The sequence below is a fragment of the Bradyrhizobium sp. SZCCHNS30572 genome, assembly GCF_032484415.1.
Lineage (GTDB): Bacteria > Pseudomonadota > Alphaproteobacteria > Rhizobiales > Xanthobacteraceae > Bradyrhizobium.
This window is the reverse complement of the sequence record NZ_JAUESY010000003.1, coordinates 369,670-394,593: the sequence shown is the minus strand read 5'-3', so window position 1 is coordinate 394,593 and position 24,924 is coordinate 369,670. Positions and strand designations below refer to the sequence as shown.

The window sequence follows — 24,924 nt, the reverse complement described above, 5'->3', positions numbered from 1 at the left end:
GCTGCGCCAGGCAGCGAATGTCTCATTCGTGGCGCGACATGATGCGCGCCGGCCACTGTGGTCGAACCAATGGCCCCGCTGCGAGCACGTCAGCCATCGCTCACGCGACGCCATCGTGATCAGGCGAGCGATGAACGCGCGCATCTCACAGCCATCCGCACACATGTTCACCGCTAGAACCGAATGTCGTGACGTAACGCGCGGCCGAACCCGGACGGATCACTCGATGCTGATCATTGCCATGATCAGCTTGCGGCTCGCCACCGAATGTCTGCAAGCAGAAAGCATCATGGGTTATCCGCCGATCACGAGCCGCAGCCGACGCGACAATCGCAAGACGCTCGCCTTGATCCGTGACGTGAGGCACCATTACCCAGAACACATGTGGCCGCTTTCCGGCATTGCAAGGCGGAGAAGGTTTGATCGACGGCATTTGCTCGCGACGATGGGAGACCTCCGGCGCGCGGGAGTCGCGGAGGCCGACGCGAGCCGAACGCTGGCCGCGCTCAGCGAACCTTCGCCACGCCTTGGTCGAACGGTCGGCAGCAGGCTTCAGGCTGCCTGCACGTCTCCCGCGGGGCGCGCGCCGCCGGCACGTCGAGCCCGGCGCGAAGCTCTTGGGATTCCAGAGGGATCAATCCATTATGAATGGCGTTCTCCTGTGGGCTGGCGCATAGTTGTTCATGTGACGTCCACGACCTGGCAGGCCGCCAGGCGGGAACCCGAAAAAGCAAGCCGACGCACATAGATAGGCATCATGAATCCGGTCAAAGCTCTCGAAGAACACGGCCAGGCGGTCTGGCTCGATTTCCTCGCACGCGGCTTCGTCGCCAAAGGCGACCTGAAGCGGCTGATCGATGAGGATGGCGTCAAGGGCGTCACCTCGAATCCCGCGATTTTCGAGAAGGCGATCGGCAGCTCCGATGAATATGACGCGCCGATCGCCACGGCGCTGAAGAACGGCGATCGATCGCCGACGCAGCTGTTCGAGGCCGTCGCCGTCGAGGACATCCAGAATGCTGCCGACGTGCTGCGGCCGGTCTACGACCGCTTCGATGGCAATGACGGCTTCGTCAGCCTCGAAGTCTCGCCCTATCTGGCGATGGACAGCAAAGCGACCATCACCGAGGCCGAACAGCTCTGGAAGGCGGTCGACCGCAAGAATCTGATGATCAAGGTGCCGGCGACCGACGCCTGCCTGCCGGCCATCCAGCACCTGATCTCCAAGGGCATCAGCGTCAACATCACCTTGCTGTTTTCGCAAGACGTCTACCGGCAGGTCGCCGAAGCCTACATTGCCGGCCTCGAGGCCTACGTCGGCGCCGGCGGCGATCCGTCGCATGTCGCCAGCGTGGCGTCGTTCTTCGTCAGCCGCATCGACAGCGTGGTCGACAAGCAACTGGACGAGAAGATCGCCCAGGCCAACGATCCCTCGGAGAAGGAGCGGCTGGCGGCGCTCAAGGGCAGGATCGCCATCGCCAACGCCAAGATGGCGTATCAGGATTACAAGCGGCTGTTCGCAGGCGCGCGCTGGGAGCGGCTGGCCGAGCAAGGCGCCAAGCCGCAGCGGCTGCTCTGGGCCTCCACAGGTACCAAGAACAAGGATTACAGCGATGTCCTCTATGTCGAGGAGCTGATCGGGCCGAACACCGTCAACACCGTGCCGCCGGCCACGCTGGACGCCTTCCGCGATCACGGAGAGGTGCGCGACAGTCTGGAGGAAGACGTCGATGCCGCCCAGGCCGCCCTGGAGGATCTGGCGAAGACCGGCATCTCGCTCGACGACATCACCGCAGATCTCGTGGTCGACGGCGTCAGGCAGTTCGCGGACGCCGCCGACAAGCTCTACGGCGCGGTTGCGCACAAGCGCGCCGTCGTGCTGGGGACAGGACTTGGGCAGCAGACGATCGCCGTTGCTGCTGATCTCGAGAAGAAGGTCGCCTCCGCTACCGAGGACTGGCGCAAGGACGCCAGGATCCGCCGGCTCTGGTATAAGGATGCGACCGTCTGGACCGGCCATGACGAGCACAAATGGCTGGGCTGGCTGACCAGCGCGGAGAAAGCCGATATCGGCGATTATGAGGACTATGCGCAGCGGGTGAAGGGACAGAAGTTTTCCGACGCCGTGGTCCTCGGCATGGGCGGCTCCAGCCTCGGGCCGGAAGTGCTCGCCGAGACATTCCCGCGCAGGGCCGGCTTCCCCAGGCTGCACGTACTCGATTCCACCGACCCCGCGCAGGTGCGCGCGATGGAGAAGGCGATCGACATCACCCGTACGGTGTTCATCGTCTCCTCGAAGTCGGGCGGCACCACCGAGCCGAACGCGATGAAGGACTACTTCTTCGCGCGCGTCTCCGAGGCGATCGGGCCGAAGAAGGCCGGCCATCGCTTCATTGCCGTGACCGATCCCGGCTCGTCGCTGGAGAAGGCGGCCAAGGCGCAAGGCTTCGCCCGCATCTTCCACGGCGAGCCGACCATCGGCGGTCGCTATTCGGTGCTGTCGCCGTTCGGCCTGGTGCCGGCCGCCACCGCCGGCATCGACGTGCGCAGGCTGATCACGCAGGCGCTGTCAATGGTGCGCTCCTGCGGGCCCGACGTGCCGCCGCTGCAGAACCCGGGCGTTCAGCTCGGCTTGGCGATGGGTCTCGCCGGCCTCGAAGGCCGCGACAAGATAACGATCTTCGCCTCGCCCAAGATCGCCGATTTCGGTGCCTGGGCCGAGCAGTTGATCGCGGAGTCCACGGGCAAGGAAGGCAAGGGCCTCATCCCGATCGATGGCGAGCCAGTCGCCTCGCCCGAGGTCTACGGTCATGATCGCTTCTTCATCGACATCAGGATCGGCGGCGACGACGTGGCCGGCCATGATGCAAAGCTCGCCGCGCTCGAGGAGGCCGGCCATCCGGTCGTGCGCATCGTCATGAAGTCGATCGACCAGCTCGGCCAGGAATTCTTCCGCTTCGAAATGGCGACCGCCGTTGCCGGCGCCGTGCTCGGCATCAACCCGTTCGACCAGCCCGACGTCGAATCGGCCAAGATCAAGACCCGCGAACTGACGGCGGCGTTCGAGCAGAGCGGCGCGCTGCCGGCCGAGGAGCCGGTGGTCTCGATCAAGGGCTGCGAGCTCTACACGGATGCACAGAACGTCGAGAGCCTGCGCGAGCATGGCGCCGACGGCACGCTCGCGTCCTGGCTGAAGGCGCATCTCGGCCGCGCCGGCGACGGCGACTACATCGCCCTGCTCGGCTATATCGACCGCAACGCAGGCAATATCGACACGCTGCAGCGGATCCGGCTGAGGCTGCGCGATGCCAAGCACCTCGCCACCTGCGCCGAGTTCGGTCCGCGCTTCCTGCACTCGACCGGCCAGGCCTACAAGGGCGGTCCGGACAGCGGCGTGTTTCTCCAGATCACGGCCGACGATGCCCAGGATCTGCCGATCCCCGGGCAGAAGGCGAGCTTCGGCGTGATCAAGGCGGCGCAGGCGCGCGGCGACTTCGACGTACTCACCGAGCGCGGGCGTAGGGCTCTTCGGGTCCATCTCAAGGGCAATCTGAAATCGGGCCTGAAGATGCTCGACAGCGCGATCAGTGAAGCGCTGAGCTAGGAAGGGCATCGTCGATGCAATTGGGAATGATCGGTCTCGGGCGGATGGGCGGCAACATCGTGCGCCGCCTGATGCGCGCCGGACACGCCTGCGTGGTCTATGATCGCGACGCAAAGGCCGTCGCCGCGCTGGTTTCCGAGGGCGCCACCGGCGCCGCGAGCCTCGAGGAGTTCGTCGGCAAACTCGCCCTCCCGCGGCACGCCTGGATCATGCTGCCGGCCGGCAAGATCACGGAAGCCACCGTCGAGCAGCTCACCAAGCTGATGAGCCGAGACGACGTCGTCATCGACGGCGGCAACAGTTTCTGGCAGGACGACGTCCGCCGCGGCAAGGCGCTCAAGGAGCGCGGTCTGCACTACGTCGACGTCGGCACCTCCGGCGGAGTCTGGGGCCTCGACCGCGGCTACTGCATGATGATCGGCGGCGACAAGCCGGTCGTCGACCGGCTCGATCCGATCTTCGCGACGCTAGCGCCAGGCATGGGCGACATCCCGCGCACACCGGGCCGTGACGGCCGCGACCCGCGCGTCGAACAGGGCTACATCCATGCGGGGCCGACTGGCGCCGGCCATTTCGTCAAGATGATCCACAACGGCATCGAATATGGCCTGATGCAGGCCTATGCCGAGGGCTTCGACATCCTCAGGAATGCGAACAGCGCGGCGCTGCCCGAGGCGCATCGCTTCGACTTCGATCTCGCTGACATCGCCGAGGTGTGGCGCCGCGGCAGCGTCATTCCGTCCTGGCTGCTCGACCTCACCGCCAGCGCGCTCGCGCGGCAGCCCGGTCTGGAGAAATATTCCGGCTATGTCGAGGATTCCGGCGAGGGCCGCTGGACCGTGAATGCGGCGATCGACGAAGCGGTGCCGGCCGAGGTGTTGACCGCCGCCTTGTTCGCCCGTTTCCGCTCGCGCCAGGAGCACACCTTCGCGGAAAAGATTCTCTCGGCGATGCGCGAAGGCTTTGGCGGGCACAAGGAGCCTGAACAGCACCCAGACCCGGCGCGCCAGAGCGCGCCCGAGATCGTCAAGCCCAGGGACGACCGCGCGTGACCCCGCTGCATCCGCACCAGCCGCAACATCAGAAGCCTGACGCTTGCGCCTTCGTGATCTTCGGTGTGACCGGCGATCTGACCCATCGGCTCGTCTTGCCATCGCTTTACAATCTCGCGGCCAATCATCTGCTGCCGGACAGGTTCTGCATCGTCGGCATTGCCCGCAAGGGCACGTCGAGCGAGCAACTGCGCGACAATCTCATGGAAGGCCTACGCAAATACGCCACACGCCCGATCGAGGATGAGATCGCGCAGCGCCTGTTGCAATGCGTGACTGCGATCGAGGCCGATCCGAAGGAGCCGGAAAGCTTCGATCAGTTGAAGGCGAAGCTGGAAAAGCTGGAAGCCGCGCGGGAGACCCACGGCAATCGGCTGTTCTATCTCGCGACGCCGCCGAGCGCCTTTGCGCCGATCGCGCAACAGCTCGGGCGCGTCGGGTTGCTGCGCGAGGACGGCAAGGCTTGGCGCCGCCTCGTGGTGGAAAAGCCGTTCGGCACCGACCTCGCCTCGGCCAAGAAGCTGAACGACGAGCTTCTGCAGCTCGTGACCGAGCACCAGATCTACCGGATCGATCATTACCTCGGCAAGGAGACGGTGCAGAACATCCTGGTGCTGCGTTTCGCCAATGGCATGTTCGAGCCGATCTGGAACAGGCATCACATCGACCACGTGCAGATCACCGTCGAGGAGAAGCTCGGCGTCGGCACGCGCGGCAGCTTCTACGACGCGACCGGAGCGCTGCGCGACATGGTCCCCAACCATCTCTTCCAATTGCTGTCGCTGGTGGCGATGGAGCCGCCGGCACGGTTCGATGCGCATACCGTCCGCTCCGAGAAGGCGGAGGTGCTGTCGGCGATCCAGCCGTTGAGCGAACGGGAGGCGCTGCTCAATTCGGTGCGCGGCCAGTACACGGCTGGCATGATCGGCGACGCCGAGCTGCCCGACTATCTGAGGAGCAAGGACGTCCGCCCCAACAGCACCACCGAGACCTATGCCGCCTTCAAGCTCACGATCGACAATTGGCGCTGGGCCGGCGTTCCGTTCTATCTGCGCACCGGCAAGGCGCTCGGCGCCAAGCGCACCGAGGTCGCGATCAAGTTCCGCCAGGCGCCGTTCGCGATGTTCAGTTGCACGCCGATCGAGACCTTGGCCGAGAACTATCTGGTCATCGGCATCGAGCCGACCCAGAGCATCACGCTGCAGTTCAACACCAAGGTGCCCGGCCCCACCATCCGCACCGATGGCGTGCAGATGAAGTTCAATTACAAGGACTATTTCCAGGCCGAGCCCGCCACCGGCTACGAGACGCTGATCTATGACTGCATGATCGGCGACAACATCCTGTTCCAGCGCGCCGACAGCGTCGAGGCCGGCTGGAAGGCCGTCGAGCCGTTCATCGGGGCGTGGAAGAAGGCCGGCCGCGATGGCCTGCATTCCTACGCGGCCGGCAGCGAGGGACCTGAGGCGGCGGCCGATCTCCTGGCCCGCGACGGCCGCAGCTGGCGCAAGCTGGTTTAGCCGTGGTCGGGCCGCAGAACCGCAAACTCGTGCGAGTCGCGGACCAGGCGACGATGGCGAGGGTCGCGGCCGAACATCTCCTGGCCCGCATCGACGCAAATCCGGGGACCATAGCCGTCTGCCTCACCGGGGGATCGAGCCCGAGGCAGCTTTATCAGCTGCTGGCGACGGACGCCTATCGCGAGCGGATTGCATGGCCGCGCGTGCACTGGTTCATCGGCGACGAGCGCTATGTTCCGGCCGGAGATCCCCTGCACAACATGACCATGGCCCGCCACGCGTTCCTCGATGCCTGCGCGCCGGCCGCCAACATCCACCCGATCGCGACCGATAGGTCGGACCCGGAGGCCAGTGCCCGCGACTATCAGCGCACGCTGGAAGCGTTCTACGGCGCCGGGCGGCTCGCCCCCGCGCGGCCGCTGTTCGACCTTGTGCTGCTCGGCATCGGCCCCGACGGCCATGTCGCGTCGCTATTCCCCGGTTTTCCCGCCGTTGATGTCGCCGATCGCTGGGTCGTCGGCGTCGACAAGGCTCACGTCGCTCCCTTCGTGCCGCGGATCAGCCTGACCTTGCCTGCGCTCGCCTCCTGCCGAACCATGCTGTTTGAGATCGCCGGTACCGACAAGCGCGCGATCATGACGCGGGTGCTGGCCGGTGAGGACCTGCCGGCCAATCGCGCCCGCTCAAATCGGGAGACGGTCCTGCTCATCGACAGCGAGGCCTGGCCGGAGGGGCGAAGTGGCGACATCTGACCTGCCCCATGCGCTCGTCATCATGGGCGTGTCCGGCTCCGGCAAGAGCACGATCGGGAAAACATTGGGGCAACGCCTCGGCTGGCGCTTCGAGGATGGCGACAGCTTTCACCCGCCCGCAAACGTCGCCAAGATGAGCGCCGGCCACCCGCTCACGGACGAGGATCGCTGGCCCTGGCTGCAGGCGATTGCCCAGGAGATCGCGCGTTGCCGTACTGCGGGCCAGCACATCATCATCGCCTGCTCTGCACTCAAGAAGGCCTATCGCGATATCCTGGTCGGCGGCTGTAACGATGTCCGCATGGTCTATCTCCAAGGCAGTCAGGAGCTGATCGGCGGACGGATGAGCCATCGCAAGGGGCACTTCATGCCGCCGGGCCTGCTCGCCAGCCAATTCGCCACCCTGGAACCACCTGACGCCGCCGAGCGTCCCATTACAGTCTCGGTCGACGCGCCAGTCGCGGCGATCGTGGACGACATCATGCAACAGCTTCACGCCGGTCGGGGCTGCGCCTGACCCGCGAACAGGAAGGGCTCATGACCCGCATCGCTCTCGTCGTATCCGACGTCGACGGCACGCTGCTGACCAAGGACAAGGTTCTGACCGAGCGGGCCGCGAAGGTGGCGCGACGGCTGCACGAATGTGGCGTCGCCTTCACGCTCACCTCGAGCCGCCCAGCGATCGGAATGCGCTTTCTGATCGAGCCGCTGCAGATCAGCCTTCCGGTCGGCCCGTTCAACGGCAGCTCGATCATCGACGCCGATATGCGCCCGCTCGAGCAGAGCCTGATCCCGCCCGCCGCCGCCGCGCGCTGCGTCGATCTTCTCCAACAATCCAGGGTCGACATCTGGGTCTTCACCAATGATGCCTGGCTGACGCGCAATCCGGACGGCGAATACGTCCCGAACGAGCGGCGCGCGATACGCGCGGAGCCGACGATCGTCGACGATTTCTCCCACTATCTGTCGAACGCCTGCAAGATCGTCGGCGCCAGCAGCGATTTCGAGCTGCTGGCGCACTGCGAGAGCCAGATGCAGCAGACGCTGGGGACCGAGGCGACGGCGGTCCGCTCGCAGAGCTACTATCTCGACATCACTCCGCCCGGGCGCAACAAGGGCACCTTCGTCACGGCGATGGCCAAGCGGCTCGGCGTTCCGCTCGACCAGGTCGCGACCATCGGCGACATGCACAACGATGTCGCGATGTTCGAGGTGAGCGGATTGTCGATCGCCATGGGCAATGCCAGTGACGAGGTGAAGAGCAAAGCCAAGCGCATCACCACGTCCAATCAGGACGAAGGCTTTGCCAATGCCATGGAGATGATCCTGGCGGAAAACGCGCAAGGCTCATCCGCAAGCTGACGCGCGGCAGCTCAGGCTCCCGACCGCTGCCTTGCGGGTTTGTCGCTGGCCTTCTTGGCGCTGCTCAGATTTTGCGCCGTGTTGATCAGCGCGATATGGGTCAGCGCTTGGGGAAAGTTGCCGGTCTGCCGCCGTGCCTCGGTGTCGTATTCTTCGGCCAGCAGTCCAACGTCGTTGGCGATGTTCACCACGCGGCGGAACAGCGTCTCGGCCTTCTCCGTATCGCCCGCCAGGACATGGGCGTCGGCCAGCCACAGCGTGCAGGCCAGGAACGCGCCTTCGATCGGCTGCTGCTCGTCCGGAGGGACCTCGCGCGGATCGTGCCGGAGCACGAAGCCGTCCCGCAGCAGATGCTCCTCGATCGCGTCGACCGTGCCGCGAATGCGCGAATCGGAGCACGGCAGGAAGCCGACCGCCGGCAACAGCAGCAGGCTGGCATCGAGCAGCCGCGAGCCATAGGACTCGACGAAGCTGCCGAGGCTTTCGTCGTAGCCCTTGGCGCAGACATCGCGATGAATCGTCTCGCGCAGCCGCCGCCAGCGCTCCAGCGGCGCCTTGAACCCGAATTTCTCCGCGCTCTTGATCGCGCGATCGAACGCCACCCAGGTCATCACCTTGGAGAACACGTAGTGACGGCCATCGCCGCGGCGTTCCCAGATGCCGTGGTCGGGCTGGTCCCAGACGTCGGTGAGATGGTCGAGCACCGCGCATTCCAGGTCCCAGGTGCCGTCGTCCAGCTTGAGCTTGGTCATGCGGGCCTGATGGAAGGCATCCATCAGCTCGCCGTAGACGTCGAGCTGGAGCTGCGCATGCGCGGCATTGCCGATCCGCACCGGCTGGGCACCCTCGTAGCCCGGCAGCCACTCGGCCTCCCACTCCATCAGCCGCCGCTGGCCCATGATGCCATACATGATCTGCATGTAGGCGGGAGCGCCCGCCGCGGCGCGCAGCAGCCAGTTGTGCCAGGCCAGCGCTTCCTCGGTGTAACCCGAGTTCATCAACGCGAGCAGCGTGAACGTCGCGTCACGCAGCCAGCAGAATCGGTAGTCCCAATTGCGCCGGCCGCCGAGCTTCTCCGGCAGTGAGGTGGTCGGCGCCGCGACGATGCCGCCGGTCGGCGCGTAGGTGAGCGCCTTCAAGGTGATCAGCGAGCGCATCACGAGTGCGCGATGCTCGCCCTGATAGGTGCAGCGCCGCGACCAGTCGGCCCAGAATGTTTCGGTGTCATCCAGCGCCTGATCCGGATCGATCGCCTTGGGCGCCGGCAGATGCGACGGACCGTAGGTGAGCACGAAAGGCACGGTTTCGCCGGCAGCGACCTCGAACTCCGCCACTGTGGTCATGTCCGCGCCGCGGGTCGCGACGGGCGTATGCAGCACCGCCATGTCCTGGCCGCAGATGGCGAGCAGCGCGGAGCGATCCTCGGAACGCTTGACCCAGGGAATCTCGATGCCGAACCCGAAGCGGATGATCAGCTCCATCCGCATGGCGACCCGGCCGGAGACGCCGCGGACCAGCCGAACGACATCGGAGGCCCTGCCCCGTGGCGGCATGAAATCGATCATCTCGACGGTGCCGGTCGCAGTTTCGTATCGCGTCTCGAGGATGAGACTGTCGCCGCGATAACGTCGAGACGTCGATCGGACGTCGCCGCGCGGCTCGATCAGCCAGCGGCCGTGGCTGCTATCACCCAGCAGGCCGGCGAAACAGGCGTCGGAATCGAACGCCGGCCAGCACAGCCAGTCGATCGACCCGTTCCGGCTCACCAGGGCAGCCGTCTCACAATCGCCAATCAGGGCGTAGTCTTCGATCCTGCAGGACATTTGGCATCCGCGTGCAACTGCCCCCCCAATCCCCCCGTACTAAACGCCGGCCGGGCTGATCCGTTCGGCGGTCGCCGCCTTCAACGCTGCGACGCTGGTCGCACCGGCGATGTCCTCGAGCTTGATCGGCATCTTGCGGCGCCAGTTCGGATGCTCGTCGATCGTGCCGGGAATATTGGGCTGATCGACCACCTCCAGCAGATCCTCCAGGGAAATCACCAGCAGCCGGGACCGCGTCCGCGACAGGAAGGCGATCGCTGAGTGGACATCGTTGGCTTGAATGCCGTGTTGGCGGAGCACCTCGTCCCAGAGCCCCAACGCATCCCAGCGATCCTGGTCGCTTTCACCGGGATCGATGCCCAGCCCGCGTTTGGTCTTGAGATCGCCGAACGAGCGCCAGCCGGCGTAGGTCGAGAGGTCGTGGGTATTCAGCGTCACCAGCGCGTTCGGCGGATAGAAGTCGACATCGCGGAAGCGGCCGTTGTCGTCGCGTTCGAAGATCATCACCTTGTAGGACCACAATCCCCAATCGGCCATCTGTTCGCGAAAGCCCTCCGGCACGGTGCCGAGATCCTCGCCGATGACGATGCATTCATTGGCGACGCTCTCGATGACGGTCGCGGCCAGCAGCGCCTCGAACGGCATCTGCACGTACGCGCCCTGCTTGGCCGGAAATCCATGCGGCACCAGGTACAGCCGCTTCAAACCGAGCACATGGTCGAGCCGGATCGCCCCGGCATGCCGCATCGACGCCCGAACCATCTCCCGGAACGGCTCGAAATTCTTCAGCGCCAGTCCGGGCGCGTTGAACCCGGCGAGTCCCCAGTTCTGCCCGACCGTGTTCAAGGGATCGGGCGGCGCCCCGACCGAGAGCGTGCGCGAAATGGCGCCCTGCTCGTTCCAGGCATCGAAGCCGTCGGATTGAACGCCGACCGCGACGTCGAGATACAAGCCGACCTTCATTCCCAGCCGATGCGCGAGATCCCGGCAGTGGCGCAATTGTCGCTCGGCGAGCCATTGCACATAGGCGATGAACTCGGCCTCCCTCCGGTCGGGGCCGCTGAGCAGCGCCGCGCAGCGCGCAGCATCGGGCTGCCGCCACTCCTCGGGCCAGTCCCACCAGGGCTTCTGGAAGCGATGCCGCAACACCTCGAAGCAGGTGAAGCGGGCCAGCAGCTCGCCACGCTCGGCCCGATAGGCGTTGAACTCCGCAGCGGCCGCGGCGGCCGGCGCAGCCATGAAAGCGTCGAAGGCCGCGCGCAGGGCCGGCCATTTCAACGCCGACACACCCTTGTAGTCCACCAGCTCGGCCTGCCGCAGCGGCTCCAGCACCTGGCTGCCGGGCCCCTTCGCGAAGCCCGGGGCCTGCTCGACATCGACATAGAGCGCATTCAGGAACAGCCGGCTGTTCGGCGCATAAGGGCTGAAATCGCCCGGCCGATCGTCGAACAGCGCGTGCAACGGATTGAGGCCGACGCCATCGGCGCCGATTTCGGCGCAAAGCGTGATGAGATTGGCAAGGTCGGTGAAATCGCCCATGCCCCAGTTGCGGCCGGATCGAATGCCGTAGAGCTGGACCGCCAGCAGCCAGACGCGGTCGAAATCACCGGCGAAGGCCTTCGCCGGTGCGACGAGCAGCGGCAGCTCCTCGCGGTACGACGACGCATCCACCAGCTCGAGGCGGTAGCTGCCGACCGGCAGATCACCCGGCCACTCGACCAGGGCCTCGCCGGCGTCTCCCTTCGCGATCTCAGCGTCGCCACGCCTGATGGTCCACCTGACCGGCAGCTTCGCCGCCTCGGTCAGGCGGCTGCGCGCGGGCTGCCCAGAGCGAATCACCACCGCATCGCTCAGCAGCCGATGCGGCGTGGGCCGGGGAAAGGCCTCCACGATGATCTTGAGGGCCGCTTCGTCGGTCACACGACGGTGCCCCTGACCATCGTAGAATTCTGTCAGGATTCCGAGACTATGGGCTTCGCTGTAGAGATCCATTCGGCACGCGATCTGGACGTAACGGCAAGTCGTACGTCGTAAAATTGTTGTGGGACGGCAAGAGGATAAGCCCCTAACGCCGCGGCAAGGCCGTCGTTCCCCGGGGAACAAAACGAGCCTTGCGGCTTTGTAATTGGGGTCGTCTCGGTTTCTAGCGAACCGGGACGCCGTTTTATTGTCAATGGCATCACCGTGAACAAATTTGCGCACACGTTCGAGAGCGTCGCCCTCAAAGACGCTTTCTCCCCTATTCTGCCCTCTTTTGAGGAGAGCCGCATCTGTCGAGGCCGAGACATCTTTCGAGACGCCTCCGATCGCAGCCGCATCATCATCCTCTCTCCTAGGTGAGGGCCTCATGAACCTGATGTCATCCCTGGATTCGCCCAGCCTGCAGACCGAGCCCGACGGCGACGGTCTCTGGTACAAGGACGCGATCATCTATCAGCTGCACGTCAAGGCGTTCGCCGACAGCAACAATGACGGCGTCGGCGACTTCGCCGGCCTGACCGACAAGCTGGACTATCTGCAGGACCTCGGCGTCACCACGCTGTGGCTGTTGCCGTTCTACCCCTCGCCCGGCCGCGACGACGGCTACGACATCGCCGACTACGGCAGCATCAATCCCGATTTCGGGACGATGAAGGAGTTCAAGCGCTTCATCCAGGAAGCCAAGCGGCGCGGCCTGCGGGTGATCACCGAACTCGTCGTCAACCACACCTCCGACCAGCATCACTGGTTCAAGCGCGCCCGGCGCAGCCCGCCCGGCTCCAGCGCCCGCAACTGGTACGTCTGGAGCGACACCGACCAGAAATATCTCGGCACCCGAATCATCTTCACCGATACCGAGAAGTCCAACTGGACCTGGGATCCGGAGGCCGGCCAGTTCTACTGGCACCGCTTCTTCTCGCACCAGCCGGACCTCAATTTCGACAATCCGCGCGTGGTCAACGCGATCATCCAGGTGATGAAACGCTGGCTCGATGCCGGCGTCGACGGCTTCCGGCTTGACGCCATCCCCTACCTCTGCGAGCGCGACGGCACCAACAACGAAAACCTCCCGGAGACGCATGCGATCATCAAGCGCCTGCGTGTCGAGCTCGACAATTACGCCAAGGACAAGCTGCTGCTGGCGGAAGCCAATCAGTGGCCGGAGGACGTTCAGGAATATTTCGGCCAGGGCGACGAATGCCATATGGCCTATCACTTCCCGCTGATGCCGCGCATCTACATGGCGATCGCCCAGGAGGACCGCTTCCCGATCACCGACATCCTTCGCCAGACGCCCGACATCCCCGCGACCTGCCAATGGGCGCTGTTCCTGCGCAACCATGACGAGCTGACGTTGGAGATGGTGACCGACGTCGAGCGCGACTATCTGTGGTCGACCTACGCCAACGATCCGCGCGCACGCATCAATGTCGGCATCCGCCGCCGCCTCGCGCCGCTGATGGACAACGACCGGCGCAAGATCGAGCTGATGAACTCGCTGCTGATGTCGTTCCCCGGCACGCCGATCATCTATTACGGCGACGAGATCGGGATGGGTGACAACATCTATCTCGGCGACCGCAACGGCGTACGAACGCCGATGCAATGGACGCCCGACCGCAATGGGGGCTTCTCGCGCGCCGACCCGGCGCGGCTCTACGCGCCGATGATCATGGACCCGGTGTACGGCTACGAGGCGGTCAATGTCGAGGCGCAGTCGCGCAGCCTGTCGTCGCTTTTGAACGCCACCAAGAAGCTGATCTCGGTGCGCAAGTCGACGCTGGCCTTCGGCAGGGGCACCATGACCTTCATCCGCCCGGCCAACCGGTCGGTTCTGGCCTATGTCCGCCAATACAAGGACGAGGTCATCCTCTGCGTCGCCAACCTGTCGCGCTCGGCGCAGGCGACCGAGCTCGATCTCTCGCCGTTCAAGGATCGCGTCCCGATCGAAATGCTCGGCCGCTCGCGCTTTCCCGCCATCGGCGAGCTGCCTTACATGATCACGCTCGCGCCCTACGGATTCTACTGGTTCCAGCTCAAGGAGCGCGAGAAGTCGGAGCCCATCATCCAGCGCGCGGTACCGGAGTTCGAGACGCTGGTCGTGCCGCTCGGCTCGACCTGGGTATCGCTGGCTCGCACTCGCAGCGTGTTCGAACGCGACGTTCTGCCCGGTCATCTGGCGCGCGCGCGATGGTACCCCGAGCGCTCGGCGGACGCGATCCATCCGACGCTGACCTCGGCGATCCCGTTCTGCGACATCGGCGACAATCGGCCCTGGCTGATCTTCTTCAAGGCCGCCGAGCGCGACGAGAAGCGGCGCTATCTGCTGCCGATGCAGATCGAGTGGGTGCGTTTCGATCGCGATCGCTACAATCCGCAGGCCTTCGCCGCCGTGCGCCAGGGCGCCCGCGAGGGAACGCTGCTCGATGCAGCGACGAGCCCGATCTTTCTTGCGCTGCTCCTGCACAATCTGAAGCAAGCGTTGACGGTCGAGGAAAACGGGGTGCGCCTCGAATTCCGGCCGACGTCGCGGTTTCCCGACAAGCAGATCCGCGAATCGGAGCAGGTGCGCGTGGTCGAGACCGACCGCTGCAGCAGCAAGGCGGTGGTCAACAACGAGTTCTTCATCAAGCTCCGCCGCGAGCTGGAGGCTGGTCCGCACCCGGAGATCGAGATCGGCGGTTTCCTCACGGAAACCGTAGGCTTCGGCAATGTCCCGCCGCTGCTCGGCAGTGTCGAGGTGATCCAGGAGGGCGAGCGGCAGACCGTCGGCTGCGTCCACGGCTTCGTCGAGAACCAGGGCGACGGCTGGACCGTCAGCGCCGCCTATCTCGATCGCTACGTCGACGACCAGCGCGTGTTCGCCGCGAGCGGCGACGAGCGGCAGAGCGAGGAGCTGTCGCCCTATCTGCGCTACATGGCGCAGGCAGGCCGTCGCGTCGGCGAGTTGCATGCGGCGCTCGCCTCGCGCAGCGACATCGTCGATTTCGCACCCGAGCCCACGAACGCAGATCATCTCGATCACTGGGTCGACCGGCTGCGCGGCCAGGCTGACCGGATCCTCACGGGCCTGAGCGAGCGCCGCGATCACCTCAAGGATCCGGAACGAGGGCTGGTCGACCAGGTGCTCGCCAGGCGCGGCGAGCTGTCGGAGCGCCTCAGCAGCCTGATCCCGCACCATATCGGCGGCTGCGACATCCGGCTGCATGGCGATTTCCATCTCGGCCAGATCCTCATCGTCAAGGACGATATTTTCATCATCGACTTCGACGGTGACGAGGAGCAGCCGCTTGCGGAGCGTCGGCGCAAGGCGCCGCCGGCGCGCGACATCGCAGGCTTCCTGCGCTCGATCGATTGCTCGGTCCGCGTCGCCCAGGAGCGCGCCCTGAGGGCGAGCCAGGACGATCACGGCCGTATCGCCGCCGCGCTGTCGGAATGGCGCGACCAGGCAGCGACCGCCTTCTTGGCTGGCTATCGCGAGATCAAGGCCAGTCAGCGCCTCTGGCCGGACGATCCGCATACGGCGGAGGCGCTCCTTAACTTTTTCATGCTGGAAAAAGCCCTCGGAGCGCTCGAATATGATCTGGCTCACCGGCCGGACTGGTTGCGCATCGCATTGAGCAACCTGCTTCGCGTCCTGTCCGAGCCAGCATCAGCCAGCGAGTCCTCATGACCCATCTTTCTCCCGAGGCGTTTGCGATCATCGAAGGTCGGCATCCCGACCCGTTTCGCTATCTCGGTCAGCACAATGTCGACGGGCGGACGGTCGTGCGCGCGTTCCTGCCCGAGGCCTCCCGCGTCGAGGTGGTCGGCGAGCACGGCGACGTCGCCGCGCTGACGCGCATCCATGATGCCGGCCTGTTCACCGGGACCATGCCGTCGCTGCAGCGCTATCGGCTTCGGGCGACATTCGGCGACCACGTCACCGACCTCGAAGATCCTTATCGTTTCCTGCCGATCCTGAGCGACTTCGACCTGCATCTGCTCGGCGAAGGCAATCATGAGCGGCTCTACGACAAGCTCGGCGCGCATCCAATGGTGCTCGACGGCGTCGACGGCGTCGGCTTCGTCGTGCTCGCGCCGAACGCGCGTCGCGTCAGCGTGGTCGGCGATTTCAACTTCTGGAATGCGCGGCGCCACCCGATGCGGGTCCGCGGCAACGGCTACTGGGAGCTGTTCATTCCCCGCGCCAGGGCCGGCGACCACTACAAGTTCGACATCATCGGCCCGCAGGGCGAGCACCTGCCGCTGAAATCGGATCCGATGGCCTTCGCGGCCGAGATGCGTCCCAAGACCGCATCGATCGTGGTCGACGAGTCCAGCCTGCCGCGACCTCGGCCGGCGCCGCATGACATCAACAAGCTGAACAGGCCGGTCTCGATCTATGAGGTGCATCTCGGCTCGTGGCGGCGCAAGGACAATAACCAGTGGCTGACATATCGCGAACTCGCCGAGCAACTGCCGGCCTATGCACGCGACATGGGCTTCACGCACATCGAATTCCTGCCGGTCAGCGAGCACCCGTTCGACGGCTCCTGGGGCTATCAGCCGACCGGCCTGTTCGCGCCGACCAGCCGCTTCGGCAGTCCTGAGGACTTCTGTGCGCTGGTTGATGCGTGCCACCGCGAGGGCCTCGCGGTGTGGCTCGACTGGGTGCCAGGCCATTTCCCGGATGACCCGCACGGCCTAGGCCATTTCGACGGCACCGCGCTGTACGAGCACGCCAACCCGATGCAGGGCCGGCATCTCGACTGGGGCACGCTGATCTACAATTACGGCCGCACCGAAGTCGCCAATTTCCTGCGCTCGAACGCGCTGTTCTGGCTGGAGCGCTACGGCATCGACGGTCTGCGCGTCGATGCCGTCGCCTCGATGCTCTATCTCGACTACAGCCGTCCGTCCGGCGGCTGGATTCCGAACAAATATGGCGGGCGCGAGAACCTCGAGGCCATCGAGTTTCTACGCCGGACCAATATCGACGTGTTCGGCCATTTCCCGCAGGCGACCACGGCTGCCGAGGAATCCACGGCGTGGCCGCAGGTGTCTCGCCCGGTCGACATGGGCGGGCTCGGTTTCGGCTACAAGTGGAACATGGGCTGGATGCACGACACCTTGCGCTACATCAGCAAGGACCCGATCCACCGCAAATATCACCACGGCGAGATCCTGTTCGGCCTGCACTACGCCTTTTCGGAAAACTTCATCCTGCCGCTGTCGCATGACGAGGTCGTGCACGGCAAGCGCTCCATCCTTGGCCGAATGCCGGGCGACGACTGGCAGCGCTTTGCCAACCTGCGCGCCTATTACAGCTTCATGTTCGGGCATCCCGGCAAGAAGCTCCTGTTCATGGGCTGCGAGCTCGCCCAGGAGCGCGAGTGGAATCACGATACCTCGCTCGACTGGCATCTGCTCGGCGACGCCAAATATGCCGGCATCCAGGCCCTGATCCGCGACCTCAACCACCTCTACCGCAACGTGCCGGCGCTGCATGAGCGGGACTGCGAGCCGGACGGCTTCGAGTGGTTGACGACCGACGACTCCGACCGAAACGTCTTCGCCTGGGTGCGCAAGGGCTTCGATGAGCACGCGCGCTGCGTCGTCGTCGTGAACTTTTCACCCAACGTGTATTACAATTACCGGGTCCGCGTGCCGTTCGGCGGCAGATGGAGGGAAGCTTTCAATTCCGACTCCCTGCATTATGGCGGCAGCAATGTCGGCAACGTCGGCCAGGTCCATGCCTCTGAAGAACACCAGCTCAACCTCATCCTCCCGCCCATGGCAGCGGTATTTCTCCTCCCGGAAGCCTGACGCAATGCGCCTGGCCGCTGGAAGCCACGCCCGTCTCGGAGCAACCTGGGACGGGCGGGGGACCAATTTTGCCCTGTTCTCCGCCAATGCCGAGAAGGTCGAGCTCTGCCTGTTCGACAGCCAGGGCCGGCGCGAGATCGAGCGCATCGAACTGCCGGAGCGGACGGAGGATGTCTGGCACGGCTATCTCAACGATGTCTCGCCGGGGCAGCTCTATGGCTACCGTGTCTACGGTCCTTACGAGCCGGAGCAGGGCCACCGCTTCAATGCCAACAAGCTGCTGCTCGACCCCTATGCCAAGCGGCTCGCCGGCCGGCTGGTCTGGAGCGACGCCCATTTCGCCTACCGCGCCGGCTCGCCGCGCGAGGATCTCTCGTTCGACCGGCGCGACAACGCCCGCGGCATGCCAAAGGCTGTCGTCATCGACGAGACCTTCAACTGGGGTCGGCGCGAAATGCGGCCGCAGATCCCGTGGGAGGACACGATCATCTACGAGGCCCATGTCAAGGGCCTGACCAACAAGCGCGACGACGTCCCACCCAATCTGCGCGGCACCTATGGCGGGCTGTCGTCGCCGGCGATGATCAAGCATCTGAAGCGGCTCGGCGTCACGACGATCGAGCTGCTTCCCATCCACGCCTTCATCGACGACCGCATGCTGGTCGAGAAGAAGCTGGTCAACTACTGGGGCTACAACACGATCTCGTTCTTCGCGCCGGAGCTTCGCTACGCGCAGGACAATCCGCTCGATGCCTTCCGGACGACGGTGGCAAGGCTGCACGATGCCGGCATAGAGGTCATGCTCGACGTCGTCTACAACCATACCGCCGAGGGCAACCATCTCGGACCCACCCTGTGCTATCGCGGCATCGACAACGCGTCCTACTACTGGCTGAAGCCCGACAATCCGCGCTTCTACGACGACTTCACCGGCTGCGGCTCGTCCGTTAACCTGACGCATCCGCGTGTGCTCCAGATGGTGATGGACTCGCTGCGCTACTGGGTCGAGGTCTGCCACGTCGACGGCTTCCGCTTCGACCTTGCCACCACCCTGGCGCGCGAGAAGCACGGCTTCGACCGGCGCAGCGGCTTTCTCACCGCGATCCGCCAGGACCCGGTGCTGGCGAGCGTCAAGCTGGTCGCTGAGCCCTGGGACGTCGGTCTCGGCGGCTATCAGGTCGGCGCATTCCCCTCGCAATGGTCCGAATGGAACGACCGCTATCGTAGCGCCATGCGTCGCTACTGGAGTGGCGAAGGCAGCCTGATCGGCGAGGTGTCGAGCCGCATGACCGGCTCGTCCGACATCTTCAACCATGACGGCCGCACCCAGCGCGCCAGCGTCAATCACGTCACCGTCCATGACGGGTTCACGCTGGCCGATCTCTTCAGCTACAACAGCAAGCACAATGAAGCGAACGGCGAGGACAATCGCGACGGCTCCAACGACAACCACAGCAACAATTTCGGTCATGAGGGGCCGACCGACGACGTGACGATCACGGCGCTGCGACGGCAGTCGCGCAAGAACCAGCTCGCCTGTCTGTTCCTCGCGCAGGGCCTGCCGCTGCTGCTCGCAGGCGACGAGGTCGGCAACTCGCAGCATGGCAACAACAACGCCTATTGCCAGGACAACGAGGTCGGCTGGGTGGACTGGAGCGGCATGGGCCGCGAGGGCGATGATCTCATCGACTTCATCGCGCACATGACCGAGCTGCGCCGCCGCTTCGGCCAGATTCGCGCGCGCCGCTGGCTCGATGGCCGCCGCCCGGACGGCAGCTTCGGCGTGCTGTGGCTGACGCCTTCGGCGGAGGAGATGACGCAAACCGACTGGACCTTTCCTGACGGACGATTTCTCGCCTATGTGCTCGCTCCGGTGGAACAGGAACAGGCTCCGATCTTTATCGTTCTGAACGCGGCCCCCGAAGAGATCGGATTCAAATTGCCCAAGCTTGCCGAGTACAAGACGTGGCAACAGGTCCTGAACACCACCGAAGCCCAGCAGACGCCGATCGATTTCGCGTCCGGTGCGGACCTCAAGGCCCCGTCCCGCTCCGTGCTGGCGTATGCGGGCCAGTCATGAACGGCCGTCAATTCGGACCTCGGCTCACGCAGGACGGCACGACGTTCCGGCTGTGGGCGCCTGCCGCCAGGCGCGTCGATCTGATCCTCGACGTCAAGCATGAGATGCAACGCGGGGATGGCGGTTGGTATTCGCTCGACGTCGCCGGCGCCGGCGCCGGCACGCGGTATAAGTTCCGTATTGACGATGAGCTCGACGTTCCAGATCCCGGCTCGGATTTCCAGCCGGAGGATGTCTCCGGCCCGAGCGAAATCATCGACCACCGTGCCTACACCTGGCGCTCCGAAAACTGGCGCGGTCGTCCATGGCAGGATGCCGTGTTCCTCGAAAGCCATGTCGGCACCTTCACGACGGAAGGCACCTACCGCGCAATGATCGACAAGCTCGATCATCTCGTCGAGACCGGCATCACCGCGCTCGAACTGATGCCGCTGGCGGACTTCGCCGGCTCCCGCAACTGGGGCTATGACGGCGTGCTGCTCTACGCTCCGGACAGCGTCTATGGGCGTCCCGATGATCTGCGCGCGCTGATCGACGAGGCGCATCTGCGTGGCATCATGGTGTTTCTCGACGTCGTCTACAATCACTTCGGCCCGGAGGGAAACTACATCGGCCGCTATGCGCCGACCTTCTTCACCGACGCGCATACGCCGTGGGGCAGCGCGATCGACTACCGGCGCTCCGAAGTGCGCGCCTTCGCGATTCAGAACGCGTTGCATTGGCTGACGGATTATCGCTTCGACGGCCTGCGCTTCGACGCCGTGAATCACATCCTGTCCAACGAGGGTGAGATCCCGATGCTGCACGATCTCAGCGCCGCCGTGGGCAAGCTGGTCGAAGCAACCGGGCGGCACATCCATCTCGTGCTCGAAAACGGCGACAACCGCGCCAGCATGCTGGATTCCGCAGAGGAGCCGCCGCGCGGCAAATTCCGCGCACAGTGGAACGACGACTATCATCACGCCTGGCACGTGATCCTGACCGGCGAGAGCGGCGGCTATTACGGCGACTACCAGCAGGCGCCGCGCCGCGATCTCGCTCGCGCGCTCGCCTCCGGCTTCGTCTACCAAGGCGAACCCGCGGCATTCTGGGGCGGCGATCCGCGGGGCGAGCCGAGCGGTCATCTGGCCCCCGGCGCATTCGTCAACTTCCTGCAGAACCACGACCAGATCGGCAACCGCGTGTTCGGCGACCGCCTGGAGGCGCTGGCATCGCCGGAAGGGATCGCGGCGGCACTCGCGGTGACGCTGCTCGCGCCCACCGTCCCGATGCTGTACATGGGCGAGGAATGGGGCTCGAAGCAGCCGTTCCCGTTCTTCTGCGACTTCCAGGGCGACCTCGCGCATGCCGTGCGCAACGGACGCCGCAGGGAGTACGAGTGGGCGTACGCCAAATATGGCGACGAGGTTCCCGATCCGCTCGACATCGAAACCTTCAAGTCCGCAATCATCGACTGGGACTCCCGCAATGAGTCGCCGGGGCGCGAGCGTCTCGCGCTGGTGCGCGCGCTCCTTGCGGTGCGTCACAAGGAGGTTGCGCCGCGGCTTCCGGGGGCGAAATTCGGCGAGGCGGACGTGACCGATGACGGTCGCCTGAGCGCGCATTGGCTGATGGGCGATGGCAGCCGGCTAAATCTGCTTGCCAACGTCTCCGACAAGGAGCTCGCGGCTTCGCCGACCGGCGTCCCGGGCACCCCGATCTGGGGCGGCACGCCTGGAGACCGCCTGCCGCCGTGGTCGGTGTTCTGGAGCATCGGGGGATAGCATGCCTCCGGCCATTCCCCTCGCGACCTATCGCCTGCAGCTCACGGGTGATTTCAACTTCGAATCGGCCGCACGCGTCTTGCCATATCTGAAGGCGCTGGGCATCAGCCACGTCTATGCTTCGCCCTTCATGACGGCGCGGAGGGGCTCGACACATGGCTACGACATCACCGATCATTCCAAGCTCAATCCCGAGCTCGGCGGCGAGGACGGCTTTGCGAAACTGAGCGCGGCGCTGAAGCAGCACAATCTCGGCCTCATCCTCGACTTCGTGCCGAACCATGTCGGCGTGCATTTCGACGACAATCCATGGTGGCTCGACGTGCTCGAATGGGGCCAGGCTTCGCCGCACGCCGCCTCGTTCGACATCGACTGGGACCAGTTGCCGTACCGCGCGCGCGGCGGCGTGCTGCTGCCGATCATCGGCACCTCCTACGGCCACGCGCTCGAACATGGCGACATCGAGCTGCGCTACGACCCGGACGAAGGCTCGTTCTCCTGCTGGTACTTCGAGCATCGGCTGCCGATCGCGCCCGAGCGCTATGGCGAGGTATTGCGCATCATCGTCAAGGAGGCCGGTGAGGAGAGCAGCGAGGCCGGCAAGGCGATCCTCGACCTGGCGTCGCGCTATCGCGGCCTGCGCCATCCGAACCGCAAGGAAGCGCCGGCGTTCAAGGCGGCCCTCAAGGCCATTCCCGGCGCAGCCGGCGTCATTGCCCAGGGGATCGCGGCCTATAAGGCCGGCCCCGACCGTGGTGCGCAGACGCTCGCTCTGCATCATCTGCTGGAGCGACAGCACTACAAGCTCGGCCATTGGCGGCTTGCGTCCAGCGACATCAACTACCGCCGCTTCTTCGACGTCAACACGCTGGCGGGCCTGCGCGTCGAGGATGCCGGCACGTTCGAAGCGATCCACCGGCTGGTCAAGAAGCTGATCGCGGATGGCCAGTTGCAGGGTCTGCGGCTCGACCATATCGACGGCCTGCGCGATCCCGCACAATATTTCCAGCGCCTGCGGCGGCTGATCCGCGACGCTCGGGGGCCCGCAGCCGGGCCGTTCTACGTCGTCATCGAGAAGATTCTCTGCGAGCACGAGAAGCTGCCGGGTTTTGCCGGCGTGCACGGCACCACCGGCTACGAGTGGATGAACGTCATCACCCAGGTCCTGATCGAGGGCAAAGGTCTGGAGCCCTTGGACGAGATCTGGCGCCAGATCAGCAACAAGCCGCCGAAGCTCGCGCCTGTGATCAAGGAGGCCAAGCGGCGCGTGCTGGAGACGCTGCTGACCAGCGAATTCACCGTGCTGACCCGCCTGCTGGCGCGCATCGCCAACGGCCACTACTCGACGCGCGACTATTCGGAAGACATCCTGCGCCAAGCGCTCGAGCTGTATGTTCTTCACTTCCCGGTCTATCGCACCTATCTCACCACAGCCGGCCCGACTGAGACCGACCGCAAGCTGATCGACCACGCCATCGCAGGCGCCCGGGCCGAATGGTTCGCCTCCGACGGCTCGATCTTCGAGTTCCTGCGCGATGCGCTGACCATGGATCTCATCAAGCGCGACCGCAGCACCAACCACAGCGTCCCGCGTGTGCGCCGCTTCGCCCTCAAGGTGCAGCAGCTCACCGGGCCGATGATGGCGAAGTCGCTGGAGGACACCGCCTTCTACCGCTTCCACCGGCTGCTCGCGCTCAACGAGGTCGGCGGCGATCCAGCGGCGCATGCTCTGGCGATCGCCGACTTCCATAAGCTGATGCGGGACCGCGCCAGGCATTGGCCGCACGGCATGACCGCCACTGCTACCCACGACACCAAGCGCGGCGAGGATGCGCGCACGCGGCTCGCCGCCATCACCGAGCTGCCCAACGATTGGACGTCCGCGATGGCGCGCTGGAAGACCTTGAACGCGCCGCACGTCATCACGGATGGCAAGATGCGCGCGCCCTCGGCGGCGTTCGAATACATGCTGTACCAGACGCTCGTCGGCATCTGGCCGGCAAGCGGCACCGATGGCACCCTGCCCGAGCGGCTGCAGGCCTATGCGCTGAAGGCCGCGCGCGAGGGCAAGGAGGAGACCAGCTGGCTCAATCCGAACGAGGCCTATGAGAACGGCCTGCGCGCCTTCATCGACCGCATCCTGGATCGCGAGCGCTCGTCCGAGTTCCTGCAGTCGCTGGAGACGCTTTCCAGGCGGCTCGCTTTGCTCGGCGCGCTGAACTCGCTGACCCAGCTTACGCTGAAGGCGACGATGCCCGGCGTGCCGGATTTCTATCAGGGCACCGAGTTCTGGGACCTTTCGATGGTCGATCCGGACAACCGCCGCCCGGTCGATTTCGCCGCGCGTGAGCACGCGCTGCGTGCGTGCGAGACTCCCGACTGGGCCCACCTCGCGGACCATTGGCCGGACGGCCGCATCAAGCTCGCCTGGACGCGGGAGCTGCTGAAGCTTCGCAACCAGATGCCCGCCGTGTTCACCGACGGCTCCTACGAGCCGCTCGAGGTGAGCGGACGTCATGCCGATCACATCATTGCTTTCGCACGGCGGCGCGGGCGGGACGCCGTCGTCGTCGTCACCGTGCGCAACTTTGCACCCTTCACCGACGGTGGCCGGGTGTGGCCCCACGCAGATGGTTTCGACGCCGAGGTTCATGCCCGCGGCTACATACCGGCGGACATGCAGGACGGCATCCTGGCGGTGTCCTCCATCTTCACGCATTTTCCTGCAGCGGCGATCCCGGCGCGGACCGACGCGGCAGCCCACCCGCCTGGTCGACGTCGGACAGGAGCGGCGCCGACCTGATCAGCTCTTCTTCGTCAACAGCAGCTGGCCGCGGCTGCGGATCGCGGATTGCGCGGCCTCGGCAAAGCGCTGCAGCAGCCAGGGCAGCACGACCTCGACACGCACGTGATCGTCGGCGACGTCGACATGGCCCGACGCCGCCTGACCGAGCGCGCGAACGCGAAAGATCATCTTGTCGCCCTCCCAGCGCTCTTCGTCGACCTTCAGGACCGGAACGCTGGTCGCGGCGCGGCTGAGACCGGCCTGGAGCCGGCGCACGGCCTCGTCCTTGCCGAGGCGATGCGGAATGGAAACGACAAGCGGTCTTGACATCGCGATCTCCTGACTAACAACCCTCTCTACGTAGTCATCGGTGGCTACGACCGCAAAGACACACG

General features: G+C 65.2%; 15 protein-coding genes. 12 read left to right on the top strand and 3 right to left on the bottom strand.

The window, feature by feature from the left end; genetic code table 11:
* Nucleotides 1-226: 226 nt before the first annotated feature.
* Genes QX048_RS10035 through QX048_RS10005 form a run of 7 tightly spaced genes read left to right on the top strand, consistent with a single transcriptional unit; the run spans nt 227 to nt 8,290 of the window.
* A complete protein-coding gene (locus tag QX048_RS10035) occupies nt 227-748 on the top strand; it encodes a hypothetical protein (RefSeq protein ID WP_315828313.1) in 522 nt (173 codons plus the stop codon).
* A 9-nt stretch (nt 749-757) separates the two neighbouring features.
* Nucleotides 758-3,604, top strand: coding sequence for a bifunctional transaldolase/phosoglucose isomerase (locus tag QX048_RS10030; protein ID WP_315828314.1), 2,847 nt, complete (start codon nt 758-760; stop codon nt 3,602-3,604).
* 14 nt (nt 3,605-3,618) lie between these two features.
* Entirely contained in the window at nt 3,619-4,656 is a 1,038-nt protein-coding gene (gnd, locus tag QX048_RS10025) for a phosphogluconate dehydrogenase (NAD(+)-dependent, decarboxylating) (protein ID WP_315828315.1), read from the top strand.
* Nucleotides 4,653-6,176: a glucose-6-phosphate dehydrogenase gene (gene zwf, locus QX048_RS10020; protein WP_315828316.1), complete on the top strand. Its 1,524-nt coding sequence runs from the start codon at nt 4,653-4,655 to the stop codon at nt 6,174-6,176. Before gnd ends, zwf begins: the two co-directional genes overlap by 4 nt.
* Before the next feature lie 53 nt (nt 6,177-6,229).
* Entirely contained in the window at nt 6,230-6,928 is a 699-nt protein-coding gene (gene pgl / locus QX048_RS10015) for a 6-phosphogluconolactonase (RefSeq protein WP_315828317.1), read from the top strand.
* Nucleotides 6,929-6,950: 22 nt separating this feature from the next.
* Nucleotides 6,951-7,445 (top strand): gluconokinase, encoded by a 495-nt coding sequence (locus QX048_RS10010; protein WP_315718004.1) that lies wholly within the window; start codon nt 6,951-6,953, stop codon nt 7,443-7,445.
* Nucleotides 7,446-7,465: 20 nt separating this feature from the next.
* Nucleotides 7,466-8,290: an HAD family hydrolase gene (locus QX048_RS10005; RefSeq protein ID WP_315828318.1), complete on the top strand. Its 825-nt coding sequence runs from the start codon at nt 7,466-7,468 to the stop codon at nt 8,288-8,290.
* 11 nt (nt 8,291-8,301) lie between these two features.
* Here the strand turns inward: QX048_RS10005 and QX048_RS10000 are convergent, their stop codons facing one another.
* A complete protein-coding gene (locus tag QX048_RS10000) occupies nt 8,302-10,113 on the bottom strand; it encodes a glycoside hydrolase family 15 protein (protein WP_315828319.1) in 1,812 nt (603 codons plus the stop codon).
* A 39-nt stretch (nt 10,114-10,152) separates the two neighbouring features.
* Nucleotides 10,153-12,105 carry a 4-alpha-glucanotransferase gene (gene malQ, locus QX048_RS09995; RefSeq protein WP_315750204.1) on the bottom strand — a complete coding sequence of 651 codons (1,953 nt, stop codon included), beginning with the start codon at nt 12,103-12,105 and terminating at the stop codon, nt 10,153-10,155.
* A gap of 355 nt (nt 12,106-12,460) precedes the next feature.
* On the opposite strand from malQ, the gene treS reads away from it, so the two are divergent.
* From treS to treY, 5 genes are read left to right on the top strand one after another with little or no spacing between them, the layout of a single operon-like run.
* Nucleotides 12,461-15,766: a maltose alpha-D-glucosyltransferase gene (gene treS / locus QX048_RS09990; protein WP_315828320.1), complete on the top strand. Its 3,306-nt coding sequence runs from the start codon at nt 12,461-12,463 to the stop codon at nt 15,764-15,766.
* Nucleotides 15,763-17,901, top strand: coding sequence for a 1,4-alpha-glucan branching protein GlgB (gene glgB / locus QX048_RS09985; RefSeq protein ID WP_315828321.1), 2,139 nt, complete (start codon nt 15,763-15,765; stop codon nt 17,899-17,901). Before treS ends, glgB begins: the two co-directional genes overlap by 4 nt.
* A 4-nt stretch (nt 17,902-17,905) precedes the next feature.
* The gene (glgX, locus tag QX048_RS09980; protein WP_315750201.1) at nt 17,906-19,981 is read left to right on the top strand and encodes a glycogen debranching protein GlgX; all 2,076 of its coding nucleotides are present in this window, start codon (nt 17,906-17,908) and stop codon (nt 19,979-19,981) included.
* A complete protein-coding gene (gene treZ, locus QX048_RS09975) occupies nt 19,978-21,744 on the top strand; it encodes a malto-oligosyltrehalose trehalohydrolase (protein WP_315828322.1) in 1,767 nt (588 codons plus the stop codon). The genes glgX and treZ overlap by 4 nt, the downstream gene beginning before the upstream one ends.
* Nucleotide 21,745: 1 nt before the next feature.
* Nucleotides 21,746-24,547, top strand: coding sequence for a malto-oligosyltrehalose synthase (gene treY, locus QX048_RS09970; protein WP_315828323.1), 2,802 nt, complete (start codon nt 21,746-21,748; stop codon nt 24,545-24,547).
* Here the strand turns inward: treY and QX048_RS09965 are convergent, their stop codons facing one another.
* Complete coding sequence (locus QX048_RS09965; protein ID WP_315717996.1) at nt 24,548-24,859, bottom strand: polyhydroxyalkanoic acid system family protein; 312 nt, start codon at nt 24,857-24,859, stop codon at nt 24,548-24,550.
* Between the last annotated feature and the right edge of the window lie 65 nt (nt 24,860-24,924).